13 protein-coding genes are annotated in these 16084 nt (G+C 68.8%); 2 read left to right on the top strand and 11 right to left on the bottom strand.

The window, feature by feature from the left end; translation table 11 throughout:
* Window positions 1-546 precede the first annotated feature (546 nt).
* From SPHPHY_RS0107005 to SPHPHY_RS0106975, 7 genes are all read right to left on the bottom strand, one after another.
* A complete protein-coding gene (locus SPHPHY_RS0107005; RefSeq protein WP_022685988.1) occupies window positions 547-1887 on the bottom strand; it encodes an ABC1 kinase family protein in 1341 nt (446 codons plus the stop codon).
* A gap of 65 nt (window positions 1888-1952) precedes the next feature.
* Entirely contained in the window at window positions 1953-2792 is an 840-nt protein-coding gene (locus SPHPHY_RS0107000; RefSeq protein ID WP_022685987.1) for an HpcH/HpaI aldolase/citrate lyase family protein, read from the bottom strand.
* Window positions 2789-3241 (bottom strand): MaoC family dehydratase, encoded by a 453-nt coding sequence (locus SPHPHY_RS0106995; RefSeq protein WP_022685986.1) that lies wholly within the window; start codon window positions 3239-3241, stop codon window positions 2789-2791. The genes SPHPHY_RS0107000 and SPHPHY_RS0106995 overlap by 4 nt, the downstream gene beginning before the upstream one ends.
* A complete protein-coding gene (locus SPHPHY_RS0106990; RefSeq protein WP_022685985.1) occupies window positions 3241-5094 on the bottom strand; it encodes an acetyl/propionyl/methylcrotonyl-CoA carboxylase subunit alpha in 1854 nt (617 codons plus the stop codon). Before SPHPHY_RS0106990 ends, SPHPHY_RS0106995 begins: the two co-directional genes overlap by 1 nt.
* Window positions 5091-5561 (bottom strand): hypothetical protein, encoded by a 471-nt coding sequence (locus SPHPHY_RS0106985; protein WP_022685984.1) that lies wholly within the window; start codon window positions 5559-5561, stop codon window positions 5091-5093. Before SPHPHY_RS0106985 ends, SPHPHY_RS0106990 begins: the two co-directional genes overlap by 4 nt.
* A 34-nt stretch (window positions 5562-5595) precedes the next feature.
* Window positions 5596-7206 carry a carboxyl transferase domain-containing protein gene (locus SPHPHY_RS0106980; RefSeq protein WP_022685983.1) on the bottom strand — a complete coding sequence of 537 codons (1611 nt, stop codon included), beginning with the start codon at window positions 7204-7206 and terminating at the stop codon, window positions 5596-5598.
* Window positions 7203-8369 (bottom strand): isovaleryl-CoA dehydrogenase, encoded by a 1167-nt coding sequence (locus SPHPHY_RS0106975; protein WP_022685982.1) that lies wholly within the window; start codon window positions 8367-8369, stop codon window positions 7203-7205. Before SPHPHY_RS0106975 ends, SPHPHY_RS0106980 begins: the two co-directional genes overlap by 4 nt.
* Before the next feature lie 93 nt (window positions 8370-8462).
* Here SPHPHY_RS0106975 and SPHPHY_RS0106970 point away from each other — a divergent pair, with 93 nt between their 5' ends.
* Window positions 8463-9308: a LysR family transcriptional regulator gene (locus tag SPHPHY_RS0106970; RefSeq protein ID WP_022685981.1), complete on the top strand. Its 846-nt coding sequence runs from the start codon at window positions 8463-8465 to the stop codon at window positions 9306-9308.
* Between the two features lie 135 nt (window positions 9309-9443).
* On the opposite strand, the gene SPHPHY_RS0106965 is transcribed toward SPHPHY_RS0106970, so the two are convergent.
* The 4 genes from SPHPHY_RS0106965 to SPHPHY_RS0106950 form a co-directional block, all read right to left on the bottom strand.
* Window positions 9444-9779 carry a hypothetical protein gene (locus SPHPHY_RS0106965; protein WP_022685980.1) on the bottom strand — a complete coding sequence of 112 codons (336 nt, stop codon included), beginning with the start codon at window positions 9777-9779 and terminating at the stop codon, window positions 9444-9446.
* Between the two features lie 129 nt (window positions 9780-9908).
* Window positions 9909-10616 (bottom strand): gluconate 2-dehydrogenase subunit 3 family protein, encoded by a 708-nt coding sequence (locus SPHPHY_RS19585; RefSeq protein WP_022685979.1) that lies wholly within the window; start codon window positions 10614-10616, stop codon window positions 9909-9911.
* Complete coding sequence (locus SPHPHY_RS0106955) at window positions 10613-12313, bottom strand: GMC family oxidoreductase (RefSeq protein ID WP_022685978.1); 1701 nt, start codon at window positions 12311-12313, stop codon at window positions 10613-10615. The genes SPHPHY_RS19585 and SPHPHY_RS0106955 overlap by 4 nt, the downstream gene beginning before the upstream one ends.
* The gene (locus tag SPHPHY_RS0106950) at window positions 12313-13065 is read right to left on the bottom strand and encodes a 3-keto-disaccharide hydrolase (protein ID WP_022685977.1); all 753 of its coding nucleotides are present in this window, start codon (window positions 13063-13065) and stop codon (window positions 12313-12315) included. The genes SPHPHY_RS0106955 and SPHPHY_RS0106950 overlap by 1 nt, the downstream gene beginning before the upstream one ends.
* 398 nt (window positions 13066-13463) lie before the next feature.
* On the opposite strand from SPHPHY_RS0106950, the gene SPHPHY_RS0106945 reads away from it, so the two are divergent.
* Window positions 13464-15641, top strand: a complete 2178-nt coding sequence (locus SPHPHY_RS0106945) for a TonB-dependent siderophore receptor (RefSeq protein ID WP_156025051.1) — start codon at window positions 13464-13466, stop codon at window positions 15639-15641.
* Window positions 15642-16084: the final 443 nt, after the last annotated feature.

Genomic DNA, 16084 nt, shown 5'->3' with positions numbered 1-16084 from the left:
TTGAAAGTGGTTGCCGCCGTTCACGCCAGCCGGCAACACATCGCCGTCATGCAGGCGCGCCTGCACACGGGAATGACTTGCCCGCGGCATCTCTCAACGGCTAATCCGGTCGGCGCCATGTCGGCACATCCGCACGACAAAAAATGGATTACAGCTCGCAAGGTCGCACGGCCGCTCGCGCATCGAGTGGCGAACCGCCACGCGGCAACCTGCGTTCGGCCTCGACGATCACACGGGCCTGCGCATGCTCGGCGTTACCGATGGCAACCGGCCGGGCGGCGGAGTTACAAGCTAGAGCGGTTTCGGATCATGTTGCGCCATCGGCATGGAGGGGATTTCGATCCGTCGCAAGGCGCGAGGAGGGCGCGATGCTTTGGCATCGTAAGCGGGGAGCAACCCCGCGGCGGCCGAAATCACCACGCCGCGTCGGGGCGCCCAAAGGGCGATGACGGTGGTGCAACGTGGCCGGAAACCGCTCTAGCCGCGGCATAGCCAAGCGACAGCACCTTCGTATATCGATCGGGTGCGGCCACAGATATGCGGCACCTACCCTGAGTACCCCACAGCCGCCGCCGCCAGCCCGCGCACATCGACCCGCGCCTTCAACCGCGCCGCCAGCAACGCCGTCCCGCTGACCTTCCGCTGTACGAACAGCGTCTCGACATGCGGCACGTGCCACGTTGCGCGGTCGGCGACGATCGCCTTGGCCTCCTCGCGCACCACCGGGACGAAGGCGCGGTCGCCGAAGTCGAACGGGCCGGGGCGATTGAGCGCGTCGTCGATCGCAGCGATGATCCGGTCGATCGCCGGGCGATGTGCCGTCGCGGCGGCGGTGCCGATGAAGCCCGTCTCGACCGCGATCTCGCGGATCAGGTCGCGGTCACGGGCCAGCCCGGCCGCGATCAGCCGGCGATAGCTGTCGGACGTCGCCGCGGGCACGTCGCGCGCCGCCCCGAAATCGAGCAGCACCAGCGTCCGCGTCTCGCTGCGCCAGCGATAATTGGCGAAGTTCGGATCGGTCTGCATCACGCCGAACTCGAACAATTCACGCAGCACCAGCGCGATCAGCGAGGTCATCGCTGCATCGCGCTCCTCCTGCGACGCGTCGGCGAGCGCCTCGATCGCGCGACCTTCGACGAACTCCATCGCCAGCACGCGGCGGGTGGTGAGCGCCTCCTCCAGCGACGGCACGATATAGCGCGCATCACCCGTCAGCCGCTCGCGATAGGCCCGAAGCTGCGCGCCCTCGCGGACGTAATCGGCCTCCTCGGCAAGCTGGCGCTTGGCCTCTTCCAGCAACGGCTTGAGGTCGAGAGTCGCAGGGAGCAGGCCGGACACGCGGAGCAGCGTCGCGACGTTGTCGACGTCCGACCCGATGCTCTCCGCGACCCCGGGATATTGTACCTTGATCGCCAGCACGCGTCCGTCCGGCAAGGTCGCGCGGTGGACTTGCCCGATCGACGCAGCCGCCACCGGCGAGGCCTCGAAATGCCGGAAGCGGCGCCGCCAATCCGCACCCCACTCACGTCGCAGCACGCCGTCGAGCTGCTGCGGCGGCATCCGGTAGGCCTGGTTGCGGAGTTGCGCGAGGATCGTCTGCAACTCGGCCGGCAGCACGTCGCCGGCGTCCATCGAGATCATCTGCCCCAGCTTCATCGCGGCGCCGCGCAGGTGCGACAGCCGGTCCGCGACGCGCGCGGCGTTGCCGGGGGTGAGGATCAGGTCGCCGACCCTGGGCCGCTCACCCGCCGCCAGTCGCCGCGCGCCCTCCGCCAGCATTCCGCCCGCGACGCCGCCGGCAAGGCGGCCGAATCCGCCGAGGCGTGCGAGCCGGCCGCTGGGCACTGCGCGATGGCGGGCGTTGGGGATGTCGTCGTCGTTCTGCATCCCGGCATAGCGCGGGGCGATCGGCAGGGTTCCGGTCGCGCGGTGCCGTCCTGGCGCGCGCGCCTTCAGATCCTCGCCAGCAGCCGCCGCGCCTGCAGCAGATGCGGTGCATCGATCATCCGGCCGTCGAGCTGCAACGCACCCGCACTCGGCGCTTGCTCGAAGGCTGCGACTACCCGCTGCGCGTGGTCGATCTGCGCGCGCGTGGGCGTGAAAGCGGCGTTGATCGTGGCGATCTGCGCGGGGTGGATCGCCATCATGCCGGTGAAGCCATCGCGTGCGGCGCGGCCCGCATAGGCATGCAACCCGTCGAGATCGCGGAACGCCGGATAGACCGTCTCGATCGGGGCGACCCCGGCGGCATGCGCGCCGAACAGCGTCAAGGCGCGCGCCATCTCATAAGGCGCGGTAAAACGGCCGTCTTCTTCACGGCTGGTGGCGGCGCCGATCGCGGCAGGCAGGTCCTCCGCGCCCCACGTCAGTCCGGCGAGCGGCACGCCGCATCCGGCATAGCTGCCGAGCTGGAAGATCGCGGCGGGCGTCTCGGTGGCGATCGGCAGGATCGGCGCAGCGATCCCCGCCCCCGCCAGCCGTTCGGACAGCGCACGCACGCTCGCCGCGCCCTCCGCCTTGGGGAGCATCACCGCATCCGGCGAGAGACCGCCCAGCGCAGCGAGGTCGTCAACGCACAGCGCGGTATCGAGCGGATTGACGCGAACGATCAGCGCCACGGCACCACGCGGCCCGCGCAGCCGCGCGGCGATCGCGGCACGCGCAACGTCCTTCGTGGCGGCGGCAACCGCATCCTCCAGGTCGAGGATCAACGCGTCCGCCCCGCTTGCCTCGGCCTTGGCGAAGCGCTCGGGCCGATCGCCCGGCACGAACAGCAGCGAGCGCCACGTCATGCCGGCTTCCTGTTCAGAAGCGCGGTGCGCAGGCATTGGCAGACGATCTCGTCGCGCTGGTTCCGCAAGTGGTGTGCGAAGGTGACGATCCCCGCTTGCGGTCGCGAGCGGCTGTCCTTCAATTCGTGCACTTCGGTTTCGGCACGGAGCGTGTCACCGATGAACACCGGATGGGGCATCACCAATTTGTCGTAGCCCAGGTTCGCGACCAGCGTGCCGAGCGTCGTGTCGCCCACGGACAGGCCGACCATCAGCGCGAAGGTGAAGGTGCCGTTGACGATGATCTGCCCGAACTCGCTCGCCCGCGCCGCCTCCGCATCAAGGTGCAGCGGCTGGGGATTGTGCGTCATGGTCGAAAACAGCAGATTGTCGGTTTCGGTCACGGTGCGGCGGATCTCGTGCACGATCCGGTCGCCGACCTGCCAATCGTCGTAGTAACGCCCGGCCATCAACCCTCCTCCGCCACGATCCGCGCGAGCAGCATGCCCTCGGTCACCTGCGCGCCCTCGGTCACCTTCAGTTCGGCGACGATGCCGTCGAACGGCGCCACCAGCGCCTGCTCCATTTTCATCGCCTCCAGCACCAGCAACCGCTCGCCGCGCGTCACCTTCTGGCCGGCGATGACGGGCACCGCGATCACCCGTCCGGGCATCGGCGCAAGCAAGGCGCCATCGCCGTCACCGGCACCGCCGACGTGATCGGCGCGACGCGGCCCGAACGGCCACGCCTCGCCCGCCACGAACAGAACGCCGTCCGCGACCTCCGCGCCCGGCAGCACGGCGGGGGCGGCGAGATGCGCCTTGCCGGCGACCTCCACCGCCACCAGCGGGGCGGGCGCGGCGTTGGTGCGGAACCCACGCAACGCGGTCCACGGATCGTCCGTGACCGGCGGCAGGATCGCCGCCGCCGCCGCGGCGATCACCTCCGCCGAGGGCTCGGCGGGCGCGATCAGCGCGTCCGCATGGCGCGCGATGAAGCCCGTATCGACCCGTCCTGCAACGAAGTCCGGATGCGCCGCCGCCCGCGCCAGGAACGCCGCGTTGGTACGCACCGGCCACACCTGCGTGCCGCGCGCCGCGGCCGCCAGGCGCTGCGCCGCCTGCGTGCGGGTGGCGCCATGGACGATCAGCTTGGCGATCATCGGGTCGTAGAACGGCGTGACCGCGCCGCCCTCCTCCACGCCGCTGTCGACACGCACGTTGGCGGGGAAGCGCAGCCGGTCGAGCGGGCCGGTGGACGGCAGGAAGCCGGTTGCCGGGTTCTCGGCATACAGCCGCGCCTCCATCGCCCAGCCGGTGATCGACAGCTCGGCCTGCGACTTCGGCAGTGGCTCGCCGGACGCGACCCGCAGCTGCCACTCGACCAGATCCTGCCCGGTGATCGCCTCGGTCACCGGATGTTCGACCTGCAGCCGCGTGTTCATCTCCATGAACCAGATGCGATCCGCGCGCAGCCCCTCTGAGCCGTCTGCGATGAACTCGATCGTGCCCGCGCCGACATAATCGACCGCCCGGGCCGCGCGCACCGCGGCGTCACACACCGCGCCGCGCGTCTCCGCATCCATCCCGGGCGCCGGCGCTTCCTCGATCACTTTCTGGTGGCGACGTTGCAGCGAACAATCGCGTTCGAACAGGTGCACGACCTGCCCGTGCGTGTCGCCGAACACCTGCACCTCGACATGACGCGGCGAGAGGATGTATTTCTCGATCAGGACGCGGTCGTCGCCGAACGACGCCGCCGCCTCGCGCTTGCAGCTCGCCAGCGCCTCGGCGAAGTCGGCGGGTGCCTCGACCTGCCGCATCCCCTTGCCGCCGCCCCCGGCGACGGCCTTGATCAGCACCGGATAGCCGATCGCATCCGCCTCCGCGCGCAGGCGATCGGGCGATTGATCCTCGCCGAGATAGCCCGGCGTCACCGGCACGCCGGCGGCGATCATCCGCGCCTTCGCGGCATCCTTCAGCCCCATCGCCCGGATCGCCGCGGGCGGCGCGCCGACCCACACCAGCCCGGCGGCGACCACCGCCTCGGCGAAGCCGGCATTCTCCGACAGGAAACCATAGCCGGGGTGGATCGCCTGCGCCCCGGTCGCGCGCGCAGCCTCCAGCAAACGGTCCTGCCGCAAATAGCTGTCGGCGGCGGCCGCGGTGCCGATGCACACCGCTTCGTCGGCCTCGCGCACGAACGGCATTCCGGCGTCGACGTCGGAATGCACCGCGATCGTGCGAATGCCGAGCGCCTGCGCGGAGCGGATGATGCGGCGCGCGATCTCGCCGCGGTTGGCGATCAGAAGCGAGGCGATCATGGCGTGCACCCCGCGGTGCGCGCCGAATAGACGACGTTCATTATCTTCCAGCCCGCCTCGCCACGCACCATGTCGAAAAGGTTGTATCCGCACTGCGCCGGCTTGCCCGCGACCGTCACCGTGTACGGCGCCCAGACCATCGCCATGTCCCCGTCGATCTCGATCGCCGGCGTCGCCAGCTTCTCGATCACTGGCCCGTTCTCCGGCGTCAGCTGTGCGGCATAATCGGCCCAGCGAAGCGTGCGGCGCTGCGGCCTGCCATCGGGCGCGGTGCGGGTCGCGGTGATCGTCCCCTCCGGCACCGTGGCGGCGAGCACCGCGGCGCGGTCGTTCGTCTCCAGCGCGCGCAGCAATGCGCCGACGGGCGCCATCACCTGCGCCTCCTCGGTGCCGGGTGGCGGCAATGCGGTACCCTTCACGATCGGGGCGACCGGGGTGGTCTGCAACAGCAGCATCAGCAGGATCATCGGCGCCTCTCTTCGGTGGCTAGCAGTACGCGCATCACATCCGGAACAGGCCGAACTGCGCGCGCTCGGGCACGGGCGCGTTCAGCGTGGCGGCGAAGGCGAGGCCCAGCACGTCGCGGGTCTGCACCGGATCGATGATCCCGTCGTCCCACAGCCGCGCCGTCGCGTAGTAAGGATTGCCCTCGTCCTCGTATTTCCGGCGGATCGGCGCTTTGAAGCGTTCGGCGTCGTCGGCGCTCCACGTCTCGGCATCGCGGTGGACGGTGGCCAGCACGCTTGCCGCCTGCTCGCCGCCCATTACCGAGATACGCGCGTTGGGCCAGCTGAACAGGAAGCGCGGCGAAAAGGCACGACCGCACATCCCGTAATTCCCCGCGCCGAAGCTGCCGCCGATCAGCACGGTGATCTTCGGCACCGACGCGGTCGCGACGGCGGTCACCAGCTTCGCGCCGTTCTTGGCGATCCCTTCCGCCTCATATTTGCCGCCGACCATGAAGCCGGAGATGTTCTGCAGGAACAGCAAAGGGATGCGCCGCTGGCACGCCAGTTCGATGAAATGTGCACCCTTCAGCGCCGACTCGCTGAACAGCACGCCGTTGTTGGCGAGGATCGCGACCGGCATCCCCCAGATATGCGCGAAGCCGCACACCAGCGTGGTGCCGTACAGCGCCTTGAACTCGTGGAAGTCGGACCCGTCGACGATCCGGCCGATCACCTCGCGCACGTCATAGGGCGCGCGCACGTCCTGCGGCACGATGCCATACAATTCCTGCGCGTCGAGCAGCGGCGCGCGCGGGGTCGCAAGCGACACCTCGGGCGCCCGCGCCCTGCCCAGCGTCGCGACGATGTCGCGCACGATCAGCAAGGCGTGCTCGTCGTTCTCCGCGACATGATCCACCACGCCCGAGCGGCGGCCGTGCGTCTCCGCGCCGCCCAGTTCCTCCGCCGAGATCACCTCGCCCGTCGCTGCCTTCACCAGCGGCGGCCCGGCGAGGAAGATCGTCCCCTGATCGCGGACGATCACGCTTTCGTCGGACATGGCGGGCACGTACGCACCGCCGGCCGTGCAGCTGCCCATCACGCAGGCGATCTGCGCGATCCCTTCCGCCGACATCTGCGCCTGGTTGAAGAATATCCGCCCGAAATGTTCGCGGTCCGGGAACACCTCCGCCTGGTGAGGCAGGTTCGCGCCGCCGCTGTCGACCAGATACAGGCACGGCAGGCGGTTCTCGCGTGCGATCTCCTGCGCGCGCAAATGCTTCTTCACCGTCATCGGGAAGTATGCGCCGCCCTTCACGGTCGGGTCGTTGGCGACGATCATGCAGTCGCGGCCGGAGACCCGTCCTACCCCCGCGATCATCCCCGCGCCCGGTGCCCCCCCCTGACCCTTGCCGTCATCGTACATGCCGTTCGCCGCCAGCGCGCCGACCTCCAGGAACGGCGCCGCGGGATCGAGCAGCCGGTCGACGCGGTCGCGCGGCAGCAGCTTGCCGCGCGCGACGTGGCGGGCACGATGCTGCGCCGATCCGCCCAGCGCGCTCTGCGCCGCCGTGTCGCGCAACGCCGCCGCCAGCGCGCGATTGTGCGCGTCATTGGCCGCGAACGCCTCCGCGCCGGTGTCGACCAGCGAGCGCAGCGCGGTCATTGTGCCCTCGGCGCGTCGTGCCCGATCAACTCGCGTCCGATCAGCATCCGGCGCACCTCGTTCGTGCCGGCGCCGATGTCGAGCAGCTTGGCGTCGCGCCAGTAGCGCTCGACCGGCCAGTCCTTGGTATAGCCGGCGCCGCCCAGCGCCTGGATCGCCTCGCCTGCCACCTTCACCGCGCTTTCGGAGGCGAGCAGGATGCATCCCGCCGCGTCGAAGCGCGTCGTCCGTCCCGCATCGCACGCCCTGGCCACCGCATAGACATAGGCGCGTGCCGAATTCAGCGCGACATACATGTCGGCGACCTTGGCCTGCATCAGCTGGAACTCGCCGATCGGCCGCCCGAACTGCTTGCGTTCGCGCACGTACGGCAACACCGTGTCGATGCACGCCTGCATGATGCCGAGCTGGATACCCGACAGCACGACACGCTCGTAATCGAGCCCGGACATCAGCACCTTCACGCCGCCGTTCAGCGGCCCCATCACCTGTGTGTCGGCGACGAAGCAATCGTCGAACACCAACTCTGCCGTCGGCGAGCCGCGCATGCCCAGCTTGTCGATCTTCTGCCCGATCGAGAAACCGGCAAAATCCTTCTCGATCAGGAAGGCGGTGATCCCGCGCGAACCCGCCTCGACGTCGGTTTTGGCATAGACGACCAGGGTATCGGCATAGGCGGCGTTGGTGATCCAGAACTTGGTGCCGTTCAGCCGCCACCCGCCGTCAACCTTCGTCGCGCGCAGCTTCATTGAGACGACGTCCGATCCGGCGCCCGCCTCCGACATCGCGAGGCTGCCGACATGCTCGCCAGAGATCAGCGCCGGCAGATACTTGGCCTTCTGCTCGGCATTGCCCCAGCGGCGGATCTGGTTGACACACAGGTTGGAATGCGCGCCGTAGCTGAGCCCGATCGCGGCCGAGGCGCGGCTCACCTCCTCACAGGCGATGACGTGCTCGAGGTAGCCGAGCCCCAGCCCGCCGTCCGCCTCGTCGACGGTGATGCCGTGCAGCCCCAGCGCGCCCATCTCCGGCCACAGCTCGCGCGCGAAGCGATCCTCGGCATCGACCTGTGCGGCGATCGGTGCGATCCGGTCGGCCGCGAAGCGCCGCACCGTCTCGCGGATCGTGTCCGCCATCTCGCCCAGACCGAAATCGAGGTCCATCGCTCTCTCCTATGTCGTCTTTGCCGGTCTTGTACGGTGCCGTGACGGCGCTGCAAAATTGAAACGCGCACAAGCTGTGTATAGATGCCGTCTATGATCGACCGTTATCATCTGCGCTACTTCCTGGCGGTGGTCGATGCTGGCAACTTCTCGCGCGCGGCGGCGGCCTGCAACGTGTCGCAGCCGACGCTGTCGGTCGGGATCGCGCGGCTGGAGGCGTCGCTGGGCCGCACGTTGTTCAACCGCACCAACCGCCGCGTCGCGCTGACCGACGCGGGTGCCGGGCTGCTCGCACATGCGCGCACCATCGAGGCGGGGTTCGCCGCCGCCGAACGCGCGGTGACCGGCGGCGCCGCCACGCCGGTTCTGCGGCTTGGCGTGCTCACCACGATCCCGCGGCGCTGGATCGAGCGCTGGCTCGCGACGCGCGGCGGCGAACCGGTCGAGATCGTCGAGGGCACCGAACGCGATCTGCGCGCGCGACTCGCCCGCGGCCGCGTCGACACCGCGCTTACGATCCTTCGCGACGGCGATGCCCGCGCGGCGGGGCAGCACCTGCTGACCGAAGGCTATTCGCTCGCGGTCGGCGCGACGCATCCGCTCGCGGGCCGCACTGTACTGCGCGCCGAGGAGGTCGCGCACGAGGCGATGATCGTGCGCCGCCACTGCGAGATGCTGTCCGAAACCAGCCGTTTCTTCACCGCGCGCGGGGTCCGTCCATTCTTCCCGGCGCGCACCACCAGCGATGACCGCGCGCTGGCGCACGTCCGCGCGCGGCTGGGGATCACGGTGATGCCGGACGGCTTTCGCGAGCCCGGCGTCGTGCGCGTGCCGCTGGCGGAATTCGACGCCACGCGCGACATCGGGCTGGTCGTTGCCGGTCAGGCCGCGCCCGACGCAGCGCTGCTCGCGGCCTTGGGGGAGGCGCTGACCGGCTAACGCCGATCGCCACGTAGGTTCGATGCCCCGGCGGGGCCGGCTCCGTCACCCCGCCCCCCGAGTGGATCGCGACGGCTGTCATGCCGATGGATCGGCGCACGTCGGCCCGGCTTGGCGAAAGCGACGGCCGGGCTGTCAGTCGTTCCCGTCCACGTACGCGCCGCTGTCACCCTCGATCCGGTGGATCGCCGTGCGACCGCGCGACGCGACGGCCCCCGCCTTGTTCGCAGCCTTGGATGCGGTGTGGAGCACCTTGGTGCGGCCGTGAAAGACGAGGTTGTAGCTGACGAACCAGAGCGCGGCCGACACCAGCAACGCCGCCGCCAGATAGACGCGCTTGCGCCGGCGATTGCGCCCGTTGTGGATGATCAGCCGGGTTTCGCAGCGTGCGCAGCGATGGACGGTGGTCCCGGCGCGGGCGGTCTGGCGACTGGACCAGCGATGAAGACCAAGGATGCAGAGGATGCGCATCGCCGTCGTGTATCGGGCGAGCCTTACTAATCAATGACCTACCCCGACGACCTTGTCCCGCAACGATACCGCCCGTGATATCGGCGGCGACGTCCCGGCACGTCGATGCCGGGCGCCGCCGCTCTTGCGTCAGGCTTTCGCCGGTGCAAGCTTCAGCGTGTCGAGCAGCCCGGCGAGATGCGCCAGTGCGGCCTGATCCGGGCCCGGGTACGGTCCCTCGGTCGGCTGGTCGCCGATATATCCCATGTCGGCCTTGCCCTCCGGCAGGCTGTAGAAGCCGAGCACGAACAGGTTGCGCAGCCGGTCCATGAACGCGACCGGCTGCGCCATCCGCGCCGAGGGCGCGGCAACGGTCAGGGCGTCGAGCAGCATCGCGCGCTGCGGCGCCGTGATCGCGGTGAACGCCGTCCCGTGCAGCGCCTTGCTCTGCGCATCCAGCCACATCAGCCCCGGGATGATCGTGGCGCGATCGACCCGCTGGTTCGGGTATGGCGCGCTGACCCATTCGTCGATGAACGCACCGACGCCGAGCTTGCCCGCGCCCGGCGATGCCGCGTCGGCCGGCAGGATCATGTCGCCGAGCATGTCGACCGTCGCGCGCTGCGCCCTGGTCAGCGTCAGCGGCCACGCCACCTTCGGCTCCATCAGGTTCGGGTCGCGGCCATAGCCTTTGGTCGGCGGCAGCGCCGGCACGTTCGCCGGCCAGTCGACGACCGCGAACGGCGGCGGCGGCCCCTCCGCGGTCGCTTTGGCGGCGAGCGCGGGCGACCAGCCTGCCAGCGACAGCGTCGTCGCGGTCGCGAACCATTTCAGTGTCGTGCGGCGGGTGAAGGTCATGCCATTGCTCCCGACTTCATGCGCGCGGCAAGCCGTTCCGACGCACGCAGCGCGAGCGCGAGGATGGTGAGCGTCGGGTTCTTGTGGGCGCCCGAGGCAAAGGTCGCACCGTCCATCAACACCACGTTGTCGACGTCCCATGTCTGCCCGTAGCTGTCGACCACCGACGACCGCTTGTCCGCCCCCATGCGTGCCGTGCCGAGTTCGTGGATGATCTCGCCACCCGCGGTCATGATCTCCTCCGGGGGCAGGTCGGGGTCGAGGATCGTGCCGTTCAGGCGCTTGAACACCGAATGCGCCGCACGGCGGCCGTGCGCGATCTGGTTGACCTCGTGCTTCGACCACTTGAACGCGAAGCGCAGCACCGGGATGCCGAAGCGGTCCTTCACGGTCGGATCGATCTCGCAGAAGGTGTCCTTGTTGGGGATCATCTCGCCACGCAGCGTCAGGCCGATCGTCGCGCCCGAGGTGGCGCGCACCGCCTGCTTCAGCGCCGGCCCCCAGACGCGCGGCAACGCCGACGACGACGGGATCCCGAACCGCCCGCCGATCTCGAAATGATAGCCGCGCGCAAAATCCAGTTCGCCGCGCTTCTGCTCCTTGTAGAGCCAGAACGGGATGTAGATGTGCTGCCCGCCGATGCCATCCTCGTTATAGCGCGGGCGCCCGGCCAGCCCGGGGATGAAGGCGCTGAACGATGCGCCGGTGGAATCGGTGAGATTGCGCCCCAGCTCGCCCGAGGAGTTGGCCAATCCGCGCCCGTCCGTGCCCGAGTTGAGCAACAACCGCGTCGTTTCGCCCGTGCCGGCGGCCAGAACCACCGCCTTTGCGGTCACCTGATGACGCATGCCGGTCTTGCGATCGACATATTCCACGCCGGTCGCGCGCCCCTTCGCGCCCATTACCACGCGTGACACCATCGCGTCGGTCACGACGCGCAGCTTGCCGGTCGCCTTGGCCTGCGGCAGCAGCGAAGTGGTGGTCTGGAACATCGCGCCGATCGTGCAGCCACGCGTGCACGGCGTCGCGTTGAAGCACGCACTGCGCGGCGCCACCGGGTCGGGCATGTCGCGCGTCAGCACCGCGGTATGCGCCGCACGCACCGGGATGCCCAGGCTTTCGGCCGCCGCCGTGATCAGCATCTCCGGCACGCGCGGCTTGGGCGGCGGCATCAGGCACCCGGGCGGAGAGTCGGGATGGTTCTCCAGCCCGATCGGCCCGCCGTTGACACCGATCATCCGCTCGACCCGGTCATAGAAAGGCGCGACATCGTCATAGCCGATCGGCCAGTCCACGCCGAGCCCGTCGCGCGAAAACGGCTTGAAATCATACGGTCCCAGCCGCGGGACGTGCCGTCCCCAATGGTTGGTGCGACCGCCCAGCATGCGCGGGCGATACCAGCGGAAGTCGCTGCCCTGTTGCGTGGTGTAGGGCTCGCCCTCCACTTCCCAGCCGCCGTCGACGGTCGCGTCGAAATAGCCGAACGGCTTTTCGGGCGTTCCCGTCCCGCGCAGCGGCGCGTCGCTTTCAGGCGCATACATGTTGACCTCCGCCTGCGGATCGTAGCTGCGGCCGGCCTCCAGCATCAGGCAGCGCAACCCCGATTTCGTCAGGCTATGCGCCGCCATCCCGCCGGCCGCGCCCGAACCGACGATGATGACGTCGATCGCGTCGTCCGAGGCCGTCTTCGCTGCCATCACCGCGCCGCTCCCGTCGCCGATGCCCCGATGCGGCGGATTTTGATGTTACGGAACGCGACCGGCTCGCCATGGTCCTGCAAACCGATCACCCCGCTGGAAAAGGAGCCGAATTGCGCCATCTTCGCAAACTTCGATCCGGCCACGCGCTTGCGCCACGCCTCGTCGCCATATGAAACGTCGGCGGTCGGCGTGCCGTTCAGCCATTGCCGGATGCGCCCGCCTTCGACCAGCAGCCGCGCATGGTTCCAGCTGCCGGCCGGATGCGCCACGCCCGCCGGCGGCACGGTCATGTCGTACAGCGAGCCGGCGCGATGCGTCGGGATCTTGCCGTCGGGATGCCCGGCATCGTCGAGCACCTGCATCTCAAGCCCGCTCTGGTACAGCAACGGCGCGCCGGGCACGTTGCGCGCGAGGTACAGCACGCCGCTGTTCCCGCCGCGCTCGACCTTCCAGTCCAGCGTCAATTCGAACGCGCCGTAGGTCTCGTTGGTGACCAGATCGGTGCCACTCATCTTGCCGTCGGCCTTGGTCAGCTTCAGCGTACCGTCGCTGACCGTCCAGGTCGCCGCCGGCGCCGTGCCGTCGAAGGACCGCCATCCGGACAGGTCGCGTCCATCGAACAGCAATCGCCAGCCCTGCTGCCGCTCCCTGGCGGTCAAGGCGTTGTCGGGGCCGGGCGCGGGCGCGGCCGTCGCGGGCGCACCCGCCATCATCAGAAGGGCCGTGCCGATGCCGAGTGCGATACGCATGCTGGTTCTCCGAAGTCCGCAATGGTCTTGCAATGGTCTTGCCGCCAATTCGGGTTGCTTAGCGCCTGCCGCTTGATTTTCAAGGAAACACCGTTCTGTCGCGCGATCTCGTCGGCGCCCCGCGACTAGTGCGGATCACCGGGATGGGGGACCGCTATGCCGATGAACCACAAGGAGGAATTGATTGCGGACCGGCGCTGAGCCCCCGGTGGCGGTGGCCGAGGGCAACGAACTTGCGAGAAAACCGACCCGCCCGCCGGCAGCATCATAGAAGTTGCATATCGCTATCATTCTCACCTAACCGCCCGCCGACGCTCGATCGCGAAACGGAACATGAGGGATTAAGCATTATGGTCCCCGCACGGTCGAGCGGTCGTGGGCAGACGATAGGGGCGATGATGACGGAGCGATTTCGGTTGCTGGCGCCGTGGCTGGCAGGAACCGCCACGGTCCTTTTGCTCGCGCAGGCGGCATCGGCGACGCCGAAGGACGACGCCGCCGTCGCCGCCGCGCAGTCTGACCTTGCCACCGACATCGTGGTCGCCGGACAGCGCCGCGCCTATGCCGGTGACGCGCCCCCGCTCGAGATCCCGCAGAGCATCCAGGTTCTGGATGGCGAGTTGCTCCGCGCCGCCGGCGTGACTCGCCTCGACGATGCGCTCGATTTCGCAGGCGGCGTGGCGCGGCAGAACAATTTCGGCGGGCTGTTCGACAATTTCGCGTGCCGCGGCTTTGCGGGTGACGAGAACAGCGCCAGCAACTATCTCGTCAACGGCTTCAACGCCGCGCGCGGCTATGGCGGTGCGCGCGACACCGCCAACGTCGAACGCATCGAGGTGCTCAAAGGCCCGAACTCCGCCCTGTTCGGCCGCGTCGAGCCCGGTTGCACGATCAACATCGTCACCAAAAAGCCGCAGCGCGACGTCGCGGCCGCCGCCACGCTGTCGCACGGCAGCTTCGGCAGCTGGCGCAGCGAGGGTGACCTCAACATCCCGCTCGCCAGCACGCTCGCGCTCCGCGTCACCGGCGCAGCCGAGCGCGCCGACAGCTTCCGCGACACGATCGCGAGCCGCCGCGCTACCGTCACCCCGACGATCCTGTGGACGCCGGCCCGCGACACCGGCCTGTCCTACGAACTCGAGTACATCCGGCAGGACCTCGACTTCGATCGCGGCGTCGTGGCGGTGAACGGCCGCCTCGATGCGATCCCGCGCACGCGCTTTCTCGGTGAGCCCGGCGACGGACCGCTGCGTATCGAGGCGCTCGGCCATCAGGCGCAGATACAGCACGCCTTCTCGCGTAACTGGTCGTTGATCCTCGGCGCCGGCTATCGCGAGACCGAGGCGGAGGGTTTCTCGACCGAGGCCGAACTCGTCGCCTCCCGCCAGCAGTTGTTCGTCGACGGCCGGACGCTCTCGCGCCAGCGTCGCTACCGCGACTATCGCACCACTGACCACACCTTCCGCGCCGAGTTGGGCGGTCGCTTCGCGACATTCGGTGCGCGGCATCATGTCCTGATCGGTGCCGATTGGGACGATTACGGCATCACGGTGATCCAGAACCGCTATCGTCCGCCTCCGATCGCCGCGCAGCGCACCACAGCCATCGGCAACAGCGTCGATATCTTCGCGCCCGTCTATGGCAAACTGCCCGCCGTCGCGCCGTTCCAGAACAACGTCGAGCGGCAATTCTCCTACGGCTTCTACGTCCAGGACCAGATCGACGTGACCGCCCGGCTGAAGTTGCGCGTCGGCGGGCGTTACGACGATTTCGAACAGGACGTCCGGAACCGGCTGCTCAACAGCCGCACCGGTCAGCACCGCACCGCCTTCAATCCGCAGGTCGGCGCCAGCGTGCTGCTGACCGACGCCGTGTCGCTGTACGGCAATTACGCGCGCGGCTTCCGTCCCAACATCGGCGTCACCTTCGACGCGCGGCCATTCATGCCCGAACGGACCACATCGTACGAGGCCGGCGTCAAGCTTGCGCTGTTCAACGAGCGTGTCACCGGCACGCTGGCGGCGTTCCGCACCACCAAGTCGAACGTGCTGACCGCCGACCCGGTCAATGCCGGCTTCTCGCAGGCGATCGGTCGCGCGCGCAGCCGCGGGGTCGAGGCCGAACTTTCCGGCCGCCTCCCGTATGATGCGCGCATCCAGCTAAATTACGCGTATACCGACGCGGAGGTGGCACGCGATGCGGCCGACCCCAATTTCGGGCTCGCGCTGCGGGTCGGCGACCCGCTGCTGAACATCCCGCGTCACAGCGCCGGTGCGCTGCTGTTCAAGGATCTGGCGCTCGGCGGATCGAAGCTGACGCTCGGTGCCGGGGTCAATTACGTCGGCCGGCGACTGGGTGAGACCGGCTATCGCTTCCCCGACGGCGGCTTCTTCTACCTGCCCGCGTATACGCTTACCCGCGTGCTCGCCAGCTGGGAGCCGGTGGCGCGCGTCCGCATATCAGGCGAGGTCACCAACCTGTTCGACACGCATTATTATCCCAGTTCCTATTCGCGACTGTGGGTGACGCCGGGCACGCCGCGCCGCGCGATGGTGAGGATCGGCTACCGCTATTGAGGCCAGGCGATCCGACATTCATCGATCGTCCCGCCGCCGAACTGTCGCCCGGGGCTCGATCCGGGATCACGCAAGCTACCGATAACGATGAAAGCGGGCTCAGGATGGCAGGACAACGCGGAAGCCGGCATCCGGACCACGAAAGTCGCCTGCCTTCGACGCCGGGTATGATTTCGATGCAGGCCTGACGGCGGGCATACTCGCCGAGCGGCCATGCGCGATCCTCATCCCTCTCCGCCAAAAGGCTTGCTGTCTCGGCTTCTCCACCAGCGACGCGGCTGACCGTCGCCCGCCCATGTGGGGACCGCCCACCAGGCCACCAGCGGCCCTGCCATAGAATGTCCCACTGAACCTATCGATCGACGCGCCGGCAGCAATCAGCCTCTGCTGGAACGCAGACGGACCGCTCTTCTCCTGCACCGAGCCACACGCGTCCTGGTCGG

Source organism: Sphingomonas phyllosphaerae 5.2 (assembly GCF_000419605.1).
In the GTDB taxonomy this organism is placed as follows: Bacteria; Pseudomonadota; Alphaproteobacteria; order Sphingomonadales; family Sphingomonadaceae; genus Sphingomonas; species Sphingomonas phyllosphaerae_B.
Note: the sequence above shows the minus strand (reverse complement) of the source record. Positions and strands in the feature narration are given on the sequence as shown.